General features: G+C 42.4%; 19 protein-coding genes. 5 read left to right on the top strand and 14 right to left on the bottom strand.

Annotated elements, in window-relative coordinates; genetic code table 11:
- Positions 1–90: 90 nt before the first annotated feature.
- Both V7K76_RS11360 and V7K76_RS11365 read right to left on the bottom strand, forming a co-directional pair.
- Positions 91–984: a LysM peptidoglycan-binding domain-containing M23 family metallopeptidase gene (locus V7K76_RS11360; RefSeq protein WP_334775105.1), complete on the bottom strand. Its 894-nt coding sequence runs from the start codon at positions 982–984 to the stop codon at positions 91–93.
- 261 nt (positions 985–1,245) lie between these two features.
- Positions 1,246–1,440, bottom strand: coding sequence for a hypothetical protein (locus V7K76_RS11365; protein ID WP_334775104.1), 195 nt, complete (start codon positions 1,438–1,440; stop codon positions 1,246–1,248).
- Positions 1,441–1,463: 23 nt separating this feature from the next.
- Between V7K76_RS11365 and V7K76_RS11370 the strand changes: the two genes are divergently transcribed.
- On the top strand, positions 1,464–2,672 hold the full coding sequence (locus tag V7K76_RS11370; protein ID WP_334775103.1) for an HhoA/HhoB/HtrA family serine endopeptidase: 1,209 nt from the start codon (positions 1,464–1,466) through the stop codon (positions 2,670–2,672).
- Between the two features lie 43 nt (positions 2,673–2,715).
- Here V7K76_RS11370 and V7K76_RS11375 read toward each other — a convergent pair whose 3' ends face one another.
- From V7K76_RS11375 to leuB, 4 genes are all read right to left on the bottom strand, one after another.
- The gene (locus tag V7K76_RS11375) at positions 2,716–3,063 is read right to left on the bottom strand and encodes a DUF760 domain-containing protein (RefSeq protein WP_104908394.1); all 348 of its coding nucleotides are present in this window, start codon (positions 3,061–3,063) and stop codon (positions 2,716–2,718) included.
- A 131-nt stretch (positions 3,064–3,194) separates the two neighbouring features.
- Positions 3,195–4,016, bottom strand: a complete 822-nt coding sequence (locus tag V7K76_RS11380) for a prepilin peptidase (RefSeq protein ID WP_334775102.1) — start codon at positions 4,014–4,016, stop codon at positions 3,195–3,197.
- A 109-nt stretch (positions 4,017–4,125) separates the two neighbouring features.
- Complete coding sequence (locus tag V7K76_RS11385) at positions 4,126–4,386, bottom strand: hypothetical protein (protein WP_334775101.1); 261 nt, start codon at positions 4,384–4,386, stop codon at positions 4,126–4,128.
- A gap of 249 nt (positions 4,387–4,635) precedes the next feature.
- Positions 4,636–5,724 (bottom strand): 3-isopropylmalate dehydrogenase, encoded by a 1,089-nt coding sequence (gene leuB / locus V7K76_RS11390; RefSeq protein ID WP_334775100.1) that lies wholly within the window; start codon positions 5,722–5,724, stop codon positions 4,636–4,638.
- 24 nt (positions 5,725–5,748) lie between these two features.
- On the opposite strand from leuB, the gene V7K76_RS11395 reads away from it, so the two are divergent.
- On the top strand, positions 5,749–6,246 hold the full coding sequence (locus V7K76_RS11395; RefSeq protein ID WP_334775099.1) for a PIN domain-containing protein: 498 nt from the start codon (positions 5,749–5,751) through the stop codon (positions 6,244–6,246).
- Complete coding sequence (locus tag V7K76_RS11400; RefSeq protein ID WP_334775098.1) at positions 6,230–6,454, top strand: hypothetical protein; 225 nt, start codon at positions 6,230–6,232, stop codon at positions 6,452–6,454. Before V7K76_RS11395 ends, V7K76_RS11400 begins: the two co-directional genes overlap by 17 nt.
- A 51-nt stretch (positions 6,455–6,505) precedes the next feature.
- Here V7K76_RS11400 and V7K76_RS11405 read toward each other — a convergent pair whose 3' ends face one another.
- The 6 genes from V7K76_RS11405 to V7K76_RS11430 form a co-directional block, all read right to left on the bottom strand.
- Positions 6,506–7,189, bottom strand: coding sequence for a Crp/Fnr family transcriptional regulator (locus V7K76_RS11405; protein ID WP_334775097.1), 684 nt, complete (start codon positions 7,187–7,189; stop codon positions 6,506–6,508).
- Between the two features lie 188 nt (positions 7,190–7,377).
- A complete protein-coding gene (locus V7K76_RS11410) occupies positions 7,378–8,628 on the bottom strand; it encodes a pilus assembly protein PilB (RefSeq protein ID WP_334952952.1) in 1,251 nt (416 codons plus the stop codon).
- Between the two features lie 232 nt (positions 8,629–8,860).
- On the bottom strand, positions 8,861–10,048 hold the full coding sequence (locus tag V7K76_RS11415) for a HetZ-related protein 2 (protein WP_334952950.1): 1,188 nt from the start codon (positions 10,046–10,048) through the stop codon (positions 8,861–8,863).
- A 565-nt stretch (positions 10,049–10,613) separates the two neighbouring features.
- Positions 10,614–10,853 (bottom strand): hypothetical protein, encoded by a 240-nt coding sequence (locus V7K76_RS11420; RefSeq protein ID WP_334775094.1) that lies wholly within the window; start codon positions 10,851–10,853, stop codon positions 10,614–10,616.
- Positions 10,854–11,240: 387 nt separating this feature from the next.
- Positions 11,241–11,588: a carbon dioxide-concentrating mechanism protein CcmK gene (locus tag V7K76_RS11425; RefSeq protein ID WP_334775093.1), complete on the bottom strand. Its 348-nt coding sequence runs from the start codon at positions 11,586–11,588 to the stop codon at positions 11,241–11,243.
- An 85-nt stretch (positions 11,589–11,673) separates the two neighbouring features.
- Positions 11,674–11,985, bottom strand: coding sequence for a BMC domain-containing protein (locus tag V7K76_RS11430; RefSeq protein ID WP_334775092.1), 312 nt, complete (start codon positions 11,983–11,985; stop codon positions 11,674–11,676).
- Positions 11,986–12,269: 284 nt separating this feature from the next.
- Here V7K76_RS11430 and V7K76_RS11435 point away from each other — a divergent pair, with 284 nt between their 5' ends.
- Positions 12,270–13,163, top strand: coding sequence for an alpha/beta fold hydrolase (locus tag V7K76_RS11435; protein WP_334775091.1), 894 nt, complete (start codon positions 12,270–12,272; stop codon positions 13,161–13,163).
- 540 nt (positions 13,164–13,703) lie between these two features.
- Positions 13,704–14,300 (top strand): hypothetical protein, encoded by a 597-nt coding sequence (locus V7K76_RS11440; protein ID WP_334775090.1) that lies wholly within the window; start codon positions 13,704–13,706, stop codon positions 14,298–14,300.
- Positions 14,301–14,454: 154 nt separating this feature from the next.
- On the opposite strand, the gene V7K76_RS11445 is transcribed toward V7K76_RS11440, so the two are convergent.
- Complete coding sequence (locus V7K76_RS11445; protein WP_334775088.1) at positions 14,455–14,709, bottom strand: hypothetical protein; 255 nt, start codon at positions 14,707–14,709, stop codon at positions 14,455–14,457.
- A gap of 281 nt (positions 14,710–14,990) precedes the next feature.
- A complete protein-coding gene (gene hemB / locus V7K76_RS11450) occupies positions 14,991–15,971 on the bottom strand; it encodes a porphobilinogen synthase (protein ID WP_334775087.1) in 981 nt (326 codons plus the stop codon).
- Positions 15,972–16,142 lie beyond the last annotated feature (171 nt).

The following is a 16,142-nucleotide window of genomic DNA, read 5'->3' on the forward strand; positions in this document are numbered from 1 at the left end:
GGATCGCAAAGGTTTCGCAGAGGAACACAGAGATTTCCTCCGCGTTCCGTTGCGTTTCCCTTTGCGTTCCTCTGCGTTTCAAAACAAATCTCATTTCTTCAAATAACTCTTTGGATCTTCTGCTACCCAACCCAGAGATGAGCTAGAACGCACTTCAAAATGGAGATGCGGTTGAGTGGAACTTGGTTTTCCAGTAGTGCCTACTGTTCCTAGTAAGTCTCCTTTTTTCACTTGCTGACCGACAGTAACTTTAATACTGTCAAGCTGGGCATAGCGGCTTTGGAGTCCGCCACTGTGGTTAATAATGACCAACTTGCCATAAGAACCTTGATCGCTGGCAAAGGCTACGGTTCCAGGTGCGATCGCTAACACATTTGTACCAACTGGTGCTAATAAGTCAACACCACTATGGAAGAAAACTTCACCTGTCGCAGGATTAATTTGCCAGCCGTAAGCTAATCCCACAGTAGCCACTTGTGCCAAGGGATATCCAGACAGGGATGCACGGTTTAGCGTACCTGCATCAGTAGGTAAAGGGGACTTAGTTACAACACCATTGGGCGACCAATTTACCCCCGGAACAAATACGATTCTGGGGTCTGGTTGGCAGCCATTCACCTCAAAAAGGATATCAGCACGAACTTTGTATTGTGCCGCCACTTGTCGCCAAGTTTCACCACGAGGTACTTCGACTACAATCCCGTTGTAGGGAGGAATTTGAAGCACACTCCCAACGGCTGCGATCCCACCATTCTGCAAAGTTGGATTCATGCCAATAATAGTTGTAGGAATGAGATTGTAGCGCTGCGCTATGCTCTCCAAAGTTTCACCGCGAACAACTTTATGGCGTTGGAAGCGAGATAAAGCTGGAGTTGGGCAACCACCGACAGCAGCGTTAGCACTATTCGAGTATGGCAGTATGCTTACTAGTCCCAAGGCGCTAACTAAGCTACAGAGAAACAGTTGACGAAAGAGTAAAGTCATGTATAAAGGTCAATAGCGCATTAACTTTAGATTTTAGATGGGAAAAGTGGGGATTGGGGACTAGGGACTGGGGACTGGGTATTGGGGACTAGGGACTAGGAGATCGGAAGTGGGAACTAAGAAATAGGGACTAAACCTCGTCTAACTTGAGAACTGTAGTTTTTTACCATGCGGGAACGCTAAGAGCGAATGTCGCAATGACACAACAGAATAATTCAAAACTCCAGGTTTCAACATGGACGAGGTTTAGAAAAGAGTTTTCTAATATTCAATCCCCAATCCCCAGTCCCCAGTCCCCAATCCCCAGTCCCCAGTCCCCAGTCCCCAATCCCCAGTCCCCAGTCCCCAGTCCCCAATCCCCAGTCCCCAATCCCCAGTCCCCAGTCCCCAATTTCTCGTAAATTGATCTGTCCACTTGCCGTTAGCTTGACTACACTTAGAAATTAGCAACTGCATTGCTGTCCTTGAGTAAAAAAATTATGAAGTTATCCTTAAAGCAACTGGCGGTTTATGTATTTTTACTAGTGATTGGCGGTGGTGCAGGCTTGTTTGGCAGTCACTATCTCCTGCCACAAAACCAATCGTTCCAACAGTTAAAAAATGTAACGATGTCTTCGCCTCCAGAATCCGTAATTCCGAATTCTCCAAATGGAGCAACTGGTGCTACTGGGGGCGATAATGTGAATTTTATTGCGATGGCAGTGCAAAAAGTTGGCCCGGCTGTGGTGCGAATTAATGCCACTCGCAAAGTAGCTAATCCTATCTCTGACGCGTTGAAAAATCCCCTCTTACGACGATTTTTTGGAGAAGATGATCAACCAATTCCTGAAGAACGCATTGAGCGCGGTACCGGATCGGGATTTATTTTAAGCAAAGATGGAGAATTAATCACCAATGCTCATGTGGTAGCAGATACAGATACAGTACAAGTTACCCTCAAGGATGGTCGGAGTTTAGAGGGAAAGGTGGTGGGAGTTGATTCTGTGACAGATGTGGCGGTGGTGAAAATACAAGCGAATGATTTGCCAACGGTGAAACTGGGCAATTCGCAAAACCTGATTCCAGGAGAATGGGCGATCGCAATTGGCAATCCTCTAGGTTTAGATAATACTGTGACTATGGGCATTATCAGCGCTACCGATCGCACCAGCACTCAAGTTGGTGTCCCAGATAAGCGAGTTAGCTTTATCCAAACTGATGCCGCGATTAACCCTGGTAATTCTGGTGGCCCCTTGTTAAACGCTCAAGGTGAAGTCATTGGTATTAACACTGCCATCCGCGCTGATGCCCAAGGACTCGGTTTCGCCATCCCTATTGAAACCGCCGCCCGCGTTGCCAATGAGCTTTTTACCAAAGGGTATGTGGAACATCCCTTTTTGGGTATTGAAATGGCAGACCTTTCTCCCATCAGAAGACAGCAGATTAATCAAGATAATCAACTGAACATTCAGCAGGATGCGGGGATTGTCATTAAAGGCGTAACAGACGATTCCCCAGCCAAGCTTGGAGCATTGCTTCCTGGAGACGTGATTCAAAAAGTTAACAGTAAACCAGTCAAAACCTCAGCCCAAGTTCAGAGGTTAGTAGAGTCCAGCAAAGTTGGGGACATAATAGCACTCGAAGTCAACCGCAGCGGTAAAATTCAAACCTTCAAAGTAAAATTAGGAGCTTATCCCGAAAGGAAATAATCAATAGTCAATAGTCCCAGAATGTTTGACTATTGACTATTGATTATTGACCATTAGACAAATGCTCTAACTGCATTCTTTGTTCCATCTGGCGCAGAAAATACCCTGTCATCATTGCCGATGCTAGAAGTCCAGCTAAGTTCTCCCGATCTGTTGTGATTTGCACGTTAAAATTTTCTGCCGGGAGCATTCCCACTAGCCCTTGAACATTTTGCGAGATGATTTGTTTAATTTCGGGGCTGGCAGACTGAGCAATCCTAGCTAAAACATCAGGAGACTGATGCTGTAGATACTTGAGTAACTGATTGGGGTATTCCTCAGAGTGGTCGGAAAGAAGTTGATTAGGGTGTTCCTCGGAGTTGTCATTCAAAAAATCAGGATTAAACACCATTGGCAGTTTTATTTAGCTTAATTGCTAACTCTACTCTAAACCATAGTACAAGAGTAGCGCATTCACCACGGGTATAAGTCAATAGGAATGGGGAATTGGGAATTGGGCATTGGGCATTGCTATTATCCTCTTCAAGATGCTGGAAAGAATAACCGCAGGTAGGTAGATAAAATGGCTTCGCCGCTAAATAGGGTAATAACAGATCCTAAAGCCAGAAAAGGCCCAAAAGGGATCTTTTGTCCTAACCTTTGTCGCGATCGCATCATAGCACCGCTACCAATTAACGCTCCCAACAGGCAGGCAATGAAACTAGCCAAGAGCAAATATTTCCAGCCTAACCAGGCTCCCATCATGGCTGCTAACTTGGCGTCACCTGCCCCCATTGCAGTTTTACCAAAGGCAATTGAACCCAATAGGGCGATCGCATCAAACAGCCATAAACCCAATACTGCACCAACTATCGCCATCATCAGGTGATTTACCAATGCCACAAAACTAGCCTCTGGTAAAAAACCAACTACCATTTGAAACAAAATTCCTACCACCAAACCCGACTGAGTAAGTGCATTAGGTAGGGTCATTGTATCTAGGTCGATGAGCGATAGCGCCAATAACCAACTACAAAAAGCCCAATAGCCTATTGTGAAAGTCGATACTTTAAATACCAAAAAAATCAGTAAAAAAATTAAGCCCGTTACCCCTTCTACCACAGGATAACGGACAGAAATTTTGCTTTTGCAATATCGACATCGCCCTTTTAAGTATATCCAGCCGAAAACTGGTACATTGTCGTAAGCTTTTAGCTGGTTTAAGCACTTAGGACAACGAGAAGGCGGCCAGAGAATTGACAACCCAGCAGGTAGCCGATAAACAATAACATTGAGAAAACTACCAATAGATGCACCTAAAGCAAAGACCATTACACTCGCCGGAATGGCGAACAAAATGTCCATACAGTCATTTGTCCTTTGTCATTTGTCCTGTGTCATTTGTCGTTTATCTTTCGTCCTTTGTCCAGAACTAATGATTAATGACTAATGACCAATGACCAATGACCAATAACTAATACATGTGCGATTCAATTTGACTCAAGGGCACAAAACATTCTTGAGGTAATAGAACTGGTTGGTTAGTAAAAATAACCTTACCTCGATGAGTCATGCGATTAATTGCTACACCGGAAGGTTGCCCAGCTATTTCGGGATGTACTTCACAGTGAGTATAGTAAATCTGCCCAGCGGCTCTGATTACGGCGGGATCAATCAAAGGTGACTGGTTCTTTGGGGCGGTAAAAGTTGTTTGTCCTTGTCGTAATGCGTACACTATCGACTGTTATTTGATTGCTAGATTTCCCTCTAGTCTACCCGAAACTTTTAGCAAAGGTTGCCAAATTGCCCAGGTTGCACTTTAAAATTCGCAATTCGTAATTCCTAATTCCGTGAGAAGGGGGATTTAGCCCAAAATTCGGAGTCTAGGAAACCTCAATAGACGTTTTGCGTTGAGTCAGTTGCAGTCTTGGCAAAAGTGAAAAACTTTTGCCTACTGCCTGGCATCCATCTTCACCCAATAACTTTAAGGTTGGTCGAGTACTTTAATCAACGCATCGCCCATAGCGCAGCAACCTAAAAGATTTTTTCCTGGGGAAATTATATCTCCCGTGCGATCGCCTTGTTCTAAAACTTGCAATACGGCTTGTTCGATGCTATCTGCCGCTTTTGGTTGGTCTAAACCGTAGCGCAACATCATCGCCGCACTCAACACTTGTGCGAGAGGATTTGCCTTATCAAGTCCGGCAATATCTGGGGCGGAACCATGAACTGGTTCAAATACACCAGGCCCAGAAGCGCCTAAACTAGCTGAGGGTAACATCCCAATACTACCTGTGAGCATGGCAGCAGCATCAGAGAGAATATCGCCAAACAAATTGCCTGTGACGATGGTATCAAACTGCTTGGGAGCGCGTACCAACTGCATCGCAGCATTATCTACATATAAATGAGAGAGTTCGATATCTGGATATTCCTGAGAAAGTTGAGTGATGCGATCGCGCCACAACTGAGATACTTCTAATACGTTCGCCTTATCCACCGAACAAAGTTTTCCACCGCGTTTTTTAGCCGCCTCAAAAGCCACCCGTCCAATGCGTTCAATTTCCGATTCGGTGTAAACCATTGTATTTACACCGCGTTTTTCACCCGTTTCCGTAGCAAAAATCCCTTTAGGTTTACCAAAGTAAATCCCACCAGTGAGTTCACGCACCACCATAATATCCACGCCTTCGACAATTTCGCGTTTCAAAGTCGAGGCATCGATTAGCTGGGGCAAAATTTTCGCTGGGCGTAAATTGGCAAATAATCCCAAACCTGCACGTAGTCCTAACAAACCTGCTTCTGGGCGTAAATTAGATGGCAGAGAATCCCACTTATAACCACCAATGGCGGCGAGTAACACAGCATCACTATTACGGCAAGTTTCTAGAGTGGCAGATGGTAGGGGTTCTCCCGTGGCATCAATTGCTGCACCACCAATGAGGGCTTCTTGGAATTCAAACTGAATATCAAATTGCTTCCCTACGACTTTCAGCACATCTACCGCCACTGCCATAATTTCAGGGCCAATGCCATCGCCAGGGAGTAAAGTAATGCGGTAGTTCTGTGTCATAGCTGGTTATTACTAGGTAAATGCTTGCAGATTAAATATCATACCGAGCAAGATGTACACATGGAGTTTTTAATTTATTTAGATGTTTGTTGTCTGAATCGCCCTTTTGATGACCAGACACAAGAACGGATTCGTTTGGAAGCTGAGGCGGTACGGCTGATTTTGGCTAATTGTCAAACAGGTGAATGGCAAATGCTTGTAAGTGAAGCCATTGATAACGAACTTGAACGTACTCCAGACATTGATAGAAAACGACAGATAAAGCTTTGGACTGCTTCTGTAATCATCAAAGTAAGTTTAACTGAACAGGTTAAATCCCGTGCACGAGAACTGAATGAATTAGGGTTTAAGAATTATGATGCTTTGCATATCGCTTGTGCAGAAGTGGGAAATGCGGATATTCTGCTAACCACTGATGATAGGATGTTGCGTCTGGCAGCAAGGTGCAGGAACTTGTTACAAGTAAGATTAGAAAACCCGCTTCATTGGGTAATGGAGGTAACAGATGATAGACGTGACTAAACTTTCTCAGGCTGAGATTAGGCGACTGGGAATAGAAGCCCTGACTAAGGCTCTGGGCCCTGCGGGAATGGCGCGATTTATGCAGCAATTTGAGATCGGTAGTGGAGATTACACACGAGATAGGGATCAAATATTAGGAGATATCACTCTTGAGGAAATCTTCGTCAGTATTGAGGAGGGACGACAACAGCATGATAGATGTGAGTAAGATGTTCTACCTAAAGTTACAAATATGAAAATGCTAGACGGGATAAAGCAATCACACTTTGCCAGCTAAGTTTATCAACTGTTTGAAGTTCACAAGATAATTGATGTTGTTGGCACTATCAATCTTTATCCACCCTTTTTCATGCAGCTTTTCCATGATTTTGGTGGTTTCTTCAACACCAATTTCTGTCACCTCTGCTAAATCTTTAAAGGGAATGTTAAAAATTTCTCTTCCTAAGTCTGATTCTTGACCATAGCTTTCGCCTAAAGTCACTAGGGTATGGGCGAGTTTAACTGCTGGTGGTGAAGACCGCATTTGTAAGCGCAGGTTAATTTGTCGCAATCGCCGCACCATCAGTTGCAACATCCGGTGATGTAATTGCGGGTCTTTAAACAATATTTGAATAAAACGCTCTCTGGAGATACTAAGTAACTTCACGGGTGAAAGGGCAATGACATCAGTTGAGCGTGGAGATTCATCTAAAATTGCCATTTCTCCAAAAAAATCGCCACGACCAAAAATTGCCAGAGCTACTGAATCTTCCCCGACGGTACGCCGGACTTTGACCCAACCAGAAACCACGAAGTAAACTGCGTTACCCCAAGCATCTTCCATCACAACGGCTCGCCCAGATGGGTATTCATGTTCAATTGCAACGTTGAGCAGCCATTCCAAAGTTTGTGGATTGGCTGTACTCATTAAGGGGAAAAGTTCACTAAAAACCTCAGTTAACATGAAATATTTGCAACAAATTAATGTAAGGGCCGGAAACTAACTTTGCTACTATAAGTTTTTTTAAAACCGTAATCTTACTCAGAATACGATCGCAAAATTTGTATTTATTGAAGATGAACCTCTAAGCTCGATCGGTCTAGGATTCCATTACAACATAACAATTATGTATGCGATCGAAATCAGCGTTTTCACTTACAGACCGATGATTTACTGTTTGTTGGTAGATTGCTATCTAGTGCGAGTATTTTGATCTGTTGGTCTAAATTTTTCACTAATTGATTCAGGGTAAGTAAAGCCTCTAATTGCTGAGAATCAAGGACGGGATTCAGTAAAAGCCGTTCTTGTAGTTCGTGTAACTTGAAGCTTAGTTGCTGAGAAATTCCTAAGGCATCGCAGCTCAAATGGGTCAACTGTTGTTGTTGATAGAATTTTAAGGCTGCTCCCCGCAATACTTGGAGTGTTGCCTCTTCGCCGTAGATTCCCGGCATGATTCGCAAGCGTAATAATAAGTGGTTTTTTTGATATACATATTCCTTTTCTACCTGTTTTGGTTCTGCAACCGTGGTGACAGGCAGGGAAGCAAACCGCTTTAATTCATTCAATACTCCTTGGAAAACCGAGAGCGGCAGTTGGTCTAATACAGACTGTAAAATTCCATTGTCACTCCACAGTATCCTACCTTCATACGCTTGTCTTTCTAAGTACAGCCGACCAATTCCCCCAACCAAGATTCGTCCCAGTAATTCTTCTAGTAATTTCTTGGGTGGCAGTGTTGGTAGCAACTCAATCGGACTCAGTAGTTCGGAAGCCTGTGTGGGCAAAATTGGTAAATTGTTTGGTGGTGCGGCTTCGGAAGTTTCTCCCTGCTGAGTTCTGGAAATAGGAGTCGAGAACGTCGTAGTTTCAGATGATTGCTCTAGCTCTGGAATAGGAGGCAAGTCTACCCTCTGCCCAGAATGTTGACGCTTTGGTGTCTGAAATACCATCAATACTGGTTGCTGATTTGATTCTGAGGTGTCAGTGTCAGCAATGCTTGCTGGGCTATGTGTTGGAGAAGAGTCTGCTGTTAACTGATGCACAAGTTTGGCATATAGCTGAGATGTATTCTTATGGTTGAGGTAGGCTGATAGGATTCTGCGGTGAGCGGCGGCTGCGATCGCTTCAATCACCATTGTGCAATTGATAGAAGACAAAATGCGACCAACGTAATCTAGTGCCTCGCTATCTTGTGGATAAACCATACCGAGCAACAAGTTTTTGCCTTCTAATCCAAAGGGTAAAATCTGGTGGTAGAGGCAAGCTTCAAAAGACAAAAGACTATCAATTAGTTGGAATATTTGCTCGCGATCGCCTTTTTCTTCCCACTTCATTTGAGTGGCAGTTAGCATTTGCCGTCCATTTGCTGCGGTATCATTTAGTTCACCCTCTGAAGACAACATAGATTTGATGCATTGGTGTTCAATTATATTTTGCCTTGAATTTAGTAGGTAGTTAATAAAGATACTTTGTTGGATTGTTAAAATTTCAATTATATATACTTAAGTAAACGTAAGTAGAGTATAAATTTTAGATTATAGACTAGGGATAATACTGAGGGTTGGGCATTGGGCATTGGTTCTTATCCTCATCTCCCCCAGTCCCCAGTCCCCAGTCCCCATCTTCGGCTACAGCTTACTCTTGGGTTCTTAAACCTTGGGCTGCAAGATAGATTTTTGTCCATTCGCCTAACACTTGATGGGTTTTGAGTTTTAATTGTTCGGCTATTGCTTCTATTGAATTACCCGCTTTCCGCAAATCTAGAATCTGCCGCCCTAGAGGGGTCAATTTTTCATCGAGTTGCTGCCATTGGTTTTGCGTTAATCCTAAGTTATGTTCTTGTAAGGAAATTGAGAGCCAGCTGTCTACGAGTTCTGGTTTACCTTTGAGGGCAAAAACACGGACAGCGTGGTAACTAATTTTTTCTCGCAGACGGTAAACTTCTTTAGTCTGCTTATTCAGTTTTTGGGCGATCTCTTCTTGGGACTTACCTTGCAGATAGAGTCGTAACCATTCCACTGCGTCTGTTCCCAGATTTTCTTGTAAATAATTTTCAAATTCTTTTTGTACTGACTGGCGTAGCCCCTGTTGTTGCTCTAGTTGTTGTGTTTCTTGATATTCTGCGATCGCTTGACTATCGACTAAGTTAACTCGATTATCACTGTCGTCTGTAAGAACTTCTTCTGAAACTAGTCTAATCAAGTCACGACCAGGCACTTGGGTTAAACCACCGCGCTGAGTGCGACGCAAGTAATTCACAAATCGGTAAGCTAATAAGGGTTGATTGCGTACTGGGCGCAGAGAATATTCTTCTAAACTGGCAAACAGCAGAGCATCACCTAATCGTCTATCGGTTGTATATTTGGCAATATCAGCCATTTGCTGTTGCATCTGGCTATCGCTTTGGAGTAATTCTTGGATTACTTCTTGTAACACATCGATTACAGTGCGCTGGCGATCGCGGCTGAGGGAAACCCAAGTCTGAATCTTATTCCGTAATGTTACTAAACTCCCCAATCGCACGATCAAGTTGCGATAAGCACGTTCTCGCCCCAGCCCTAAGTAGCGTTGACGTAAAATCCTCCAGCGATATTCCATCGCTTGCTTGGCAATTTCGAGTTCTTTAGGGTTAAACAGATCAAACCGTTTTGAGTCAGATCCCAATAACCAAAGAATAATGCTTTGTCTAGCAGCTTCATTTTGGTCTGGACATTCCACAGCCAAACGCTTTTGCCAATCTATAGCCAGTTTTTCCACATCCGTTGTCATAGTGAGATTGCATTCCTCTAAACTCAATTTTGAAGTTTGCATCACAACCCCCATTCGTCCCACTTAATTATTTAACTGGCAGCTGCCCCTGATTTCATGAAAATCATGAAAATAGCTCAGTGATTCTACTTTTATTACGTCTTAGTTCACTAAAATTATGCAGAAATTTCTACATTGATGTTTTATTTTCAATTCACAATATCCAAGAACCTTGTAAATCAAGCATTTGGGTTGATTTTGCCAATTTAAACTTTTTGTAAAGTTATGTTTTTTGACTGAGAATAGAAATCTGCCTAGAGTGTTGAAGATATAACCTTTGCACGAGATGGGTCAGGTAAATCTGACATTTTGTAACAGATACAAGGAATGATATCTAATCTAACTCAATGTTAGACGTTATTTCGCCCGTATAAGTTTCAACCTTATCCAAATTATTACGTAGTAAAATACTTGGTTGAATCTCAGTATAATTTGTGTTGATTGAGGTATGGACTCAGTAAATCCCCCAACCCGTCTGAGAAATGGGCTTATTCCCTTCTTTTTAAGTAATATCAAGCCTTAACTCTAACTTTTTATGATATCTAGAAAACCTTTCTTCCAGTATGCTACGCAGCGATCGCTATTGTGGATAGTAGAAATTGATAGGCAAATTTATCTTTTTTGCAGCAGTTTTCATGTATTTGAACCAAATCTGTCGTAAGGGTACAGCATTGCTCATTGGTGTCAACTTAACGTGAAAGCAAGCCTGGAAGCAGCTTTTAGATATTGTCTCGTTGTCTCGTTCCCAGTCTCCGACTGGGAATGCCCGTCGTTGAGGCTCCGCCTCAAGACTCGCGGCAGAGCCGCTTTTGAGTTGCATTTCCAGCCTCCGGCTGGAAACGAGATTTTAAAAGGGTTTGGGCTTAAGTTGACACTAATGAGCATTGCTGTGCCCCTACCGTCTGGTCTATTTACCTGAAAATAGCTGTAAACTAGCTTCATTCACAACTATGCCTCTAATTATTGGCAAGTTATTCTTAAAACTTTTATATTCCTAAGAATGAATAGTCAACAGTCAATATTGATTTTGACTATTGACTCTAACTGTTGCTTTCCCTCTGCTTAAAAATTCAACTTATGCAAAATCTAAAAACAGAAAAGTTTGCAACGCTCGAAAGTTTTGATGGTCAGAAGCCTTACAATAAACTTCTCTTTAAATTTATTTATGGGCATTCTTCGTTTTGAATTTACCCACAGGGGATTAAATCTATCGATTGTTTGATCTAACAATGGGATTTTCTACAGATTCTCGATACTGTTGGACTTGTTCTGTGTAACCAATTGGCAGAACAGCTTCAACGTTTTCATGAGGACGAGCAATAATCACCCACGATTCCAGGGTACCGCCATAAACATTTTCTGCGGCTTCAACACCAGCAGCCATCGCGGCTTTTACTTCAGAAACATCGCCACGAATATTAACTGTAAAGCGAGCGCTACCTACTCGGATATAACCAACGAGGGTGACTCGACCAGCTTTTACCATAGCATCTGCTGCTGCTAGCACCGCCGGAAAACCTTTTGTTTCAAGTGCTCCAACTGCCTGTAATGACATTATTAATCTCCTGTATAAACAAACGATATGGTGGCTACAAGTTAATTGTACGAAGCTTCGCTACAGATTTTGATAGCAAAATTGCTTAGAAGATACGGAAAGGTTCTGATTCTTCAGTGAAATGGATTGGTAATATGGTTTCCACATTTTCCGGGGGATTAGGAACAATGTAGTAGGTAATTACTGTACCAGCTTTGACTTGCTCTCCCGCTACGATTCCGGCTTCAACAGCTCTATTTACTTCAGAAACGTGTCCCCGAACGGCGACTAACAAGCGAGCGCTTTCTGCTTGACCATAATACACAATTGTGACTGCGGCAGCTTTGACCATTGCATCTGCTGCTGCTAAGACACTAGGAAAACCTAAAGTTTCAATTACGCCAACCGCCATTGGCATGGCATTAGCTCCTGAATTAAGGGATAAGCGATTTTAATTGTACGTGGCTTTTGTCCCAATTTTGACATTTTGGAAAACTTTCTTGGATCTATAAATTTCGTTCGAGTGGGTAGAGACGCAATTAATCACGTCTCTACAGGAGTTGGGAGTTAAAATATTTTGATCGCGGCTGGTTTATATTTTATATATTACAAATAATACTTGAGCATATTAGTTTTTGTAATTGTGTTGTTGAACAAAATTACCTATATCTGGAAGTAAGCTAATACGATAAACTGAAATTTATGTTTCCGAATTTTCTGCCGACAGCAGTCAAGCAACTAACAGAGCCTACTTCGATCGCACTAGCTAGGAGTATTCAAACCACTGCGATCGCTACTCCTTTAACTAATCAACCAGTTACTACAACGTTTGTCAAGCAAGGGTGCGGTGGAACTCCGATTTTATTAATTCACGGTTTTGACAGTTCTGTATTGGAATTTCGACGCCTTTTACCACTACTTTCTGAAGATAATGAAACGTGGGCAGTGGATCTGTTGGGTTTTGGGTTTACAGATAGACTCTCAGGAATTGCCTATAGCCCAACTGCAATTAAAACCCATCTTTATTATTTCTGGAAAAGCCTAATTAATCAACCTGTAATTTTAGTGGGTGCTTCGATGGGGGGTGCGACAGCGATTGATTTTACGCTGACATACCCGGAAGTAGTAAAAAAGCTAGTGTTAATTGATAGTGCAGGGTTAGCGGGTGGTTCACCATTGAGCAAATTAATGTTTCCCCCGTTGGATTATTTTGCAACTCAGTTTTTGAGTAATTTGAAAGTACGCGATCGCGTTTCCCGCATTGGATATAAAAATCAAAGTCTCGCCTCTGTCGATGCGCTGTGTTGTGGTGCATTGCATCTACAAAGTCCGAATTGGAATCAAGCTTTGATTACTTTCACTAAAAGTGGTGGTTATAGTGCTTTTAGACCTGGTATCTTATCACAAATTGTGCAACAAACGCTAATTTTGTGGGGTGATTCTGATAAAATTTTGGGTACTAAGGATGCCACAACGTTTCAAAAGGCAATTCCACACAGTATTCTCACCTGGATTCAAGATTGCGGTCATCTCCCACACTTGGAACAACCACAAATCACTGCACAGCACATTTTAAACTTTTGTGGTTCGGTTTGAATTGTGGCTTCTATTTAGGTCAGTGCAGCGTTAAGATTATCTCGATCGCATTCTGTAACTGCAATATTGTAAAGCGTTTCAGCTTCCTTAGTGCGATCGCCCGTTTAACGCACGAGTAATAGCGCATAGAACTTACACCTTGTACATAAGCACTACAGCGATTTGGATATTTCAGCAATCTTTAGCAGCTAGCGATGTCTACGACTGGCTACACCTACGCTTTCTATGAGAGTCAATCAGGGTTATGTAAGCGTCTGAAACGACTAAATACCATAATTAACATTATGCTTAATTTGTACAGTGCGTAAGTCATAGTGAAATTTTTGGACAAGAATTTCCCTTTTCTCTGTGTTCTCTGCGCCTCTGTGGTTAGATAAATTACTTTTAAACCGCAGGGACACAGAGAAGCCAGTCCATTGGGCGTTGATATTTCTGAGGATGAAACTACAGCAGAATAAGTAGTAACCAAGGTAGATGAATAAGTATCCTACTCTGACAAGAGGCAGCTAGTTTTGTGTCTTACCACTAACATATACTGATATGGCATATAGTGATTTTACTTTAGAGAAAGTCAAACAAAGCTTTCAAATAAATACTATTGAGAGAACTGATATTTTTGCTAATATACCTGATATAGAATGTAGTGAGTTATTAAAAGAAATTCTTCAATATAATTTACCTATAGCTATTGCTAGTAATAGTGAAAAAGCTCGCTCTGAGATGATTATTTCTCCAATATTACTAGATTTGAGACGACAATTAAATGACCAAATAAATTTGTTCTCTGGTGTTGAATTCAATGTTGACACAGCACAAGGTTTAAATGGAATCTGTGATTTTCTAATTACCCGTTCTTCAGAAAGACTAATTATCACTGCACCAGTCATTATTATTGTGGAAGCTAAAAAAGAAAACATTCCTGCTGGTTTGGGACAATGTGTAGCCGAAATGCTAGCAGCAAGAATATTTAACGAACGAGCAGGTAATGAAAATTTGGTAATTTATGGAACCGTCACCACTGGAAGTATTTGGCAATTTTTAAAATTAGAAGGGCAATCTATCCAGATAGACTTAAGTGAATATTATCTTAAAGATGTCAATAAAATTTTAGGAATATTAGCTAGTGGTGTACGCTGAAAAAATTATTATGAAGTTGCGATCGCATCCCTAAAACACCCGCTCAAAAGGTTTTTTCCGATAACGCCGATAAATATTAAAATCACTGTCCAAAGTAGCGTAGCCGTAGCCCGCCGCAGGAACCCGCTATCCACGAGTATAAGCGGATAGTAAGTCATTGGTGGCGCTCGTTGAGATATTGAGCGATCGCTTTCTTCCGGTTTGAGCGTTCCGATAAATCTGTTGGTGCATCTTGCAGCAGATGTTCAGGGTGTCCACCACGCCTCTCAACCAAAGTTTTATCCGCTTGTAAGGTTAGCCAGCGTTCAGCAATCAAGCGTCGGATCAATTCACTCTTTTCCGTTTGCTCGTGAGCCAAGATATCAGCTAGCTGCCGTTCTGTTTCTTCGTCCAGCCTGACACTGAGCATAACTTTTATCGTACTTGCAATACATGTATGACAAGTATCACGCGGATTAGTTAATTTTTTTGAATTTCGCACCAGCCAAACCCAAAATATAAAAATCTCACACCCAAACACCAAAACACAACTCTACGTCTGGATGCTTCTGCGTGAGAATCCTTAAATTCTTACTATTCAATCGTTTACCCTACTTTATAGCGGTTCCCATTCAGATGCGATACAACGTTATATCGCTTGGTATAAGGGCACGGCATGCCGTGCCCCCTACTCACTCACAGAAACGAGAACTACTTTAACCATCGCGCCGCATCTTTGGCATGATAAGTCAAAATCAAATCTGCGCCAGCCCGTTTAAACCCAGTTAAAGTTTCCATAACCACCCGCTCTTCATCAATCCAACCATTAAGCGCCGCAGCTTTTACCATCGCATACTCACCAGAAACATTGTAAGCTGCAACTGGTAAGTTACTCGCTTCCTTCACCCGCCAAATAATATCCATGTATGCCAAGGCTGGCTTAACCATCAGCATATCAGCACCTTCAGCGATATCCAATTCAATCTCTTTAATTGCTTCGCGGGAGTTACCTGGGTCCATTTGGTAAGTTCTTCTGTCCCCAAATTGCGGCGTCGAGTCTGCTGCATCCCGAAATGGGCCATAATAACCCGAAGCATACTTAGCAGCATAAGACAAAATCGGTGTATCTTGAAATCCGGCTTCATCTAAACCCTGACGAATTGCTTGCACAAACCCATCCATCATTCCCGAAGGCGCGATGATATCGGCACCAGCTTTGGCTTGAGAAACTGCTGTTTTCTTTAACAATTCCAGAGTTGGGTCATTTAAAACTCGTCCTGTTAAATCACCAACTTGTAAATAACCACAATGACCGTGGCTGGTATACTCACATAAACAAGTATCAGCAATTACAACCAAATCTGGCACTGCTGCTTTTACCGCCGTCGCCGCTTTCTGGACGATACCGCAATCATGCCAAGCACCAGTAGCATCCACATCTTTATCAGCTGGAATCCCAAATAAAATAATCGAAGGAATTCCTAAGTCATAAACTTCTTTTGCTTCTTCAACAATTTTATCTACCGAAAGTTGGTAGACACCGGGCATGGATTTCACCTCATTAGCAATTCCCTCACCTGGTACGGCAAATAATGGGTAGATTAAATCGTTTGTTGTTAAAACAGTTTCACGAACCATCCGGCGCAGTTGGGGATGAGTACGCAGACGACGGGGGCGATGTGTAGGAAACATAAAATTTTATGAAGAAAAACAACGCAAATGGACACAAAACAAAGCGTCACAAAAGCAGGCTAAAATTTTCCTGCCGTCAGACAGACTACAAACAGTGCTTAACTGTCCTTTGCCCTACTCTTAATCAAGTTGTGGGGCAATTTTGTATTCTACAGCTTGGTTGCACCTATC

Origin of the sequence: Nostoc sp., from assembly GCF_036917975.1 — a bacterium.
Lineage (GTDB): Bacteria > Cyanobacteriota > Cyanobacteriia > Cyanobacteriales > Nostocaceae > Nostoc.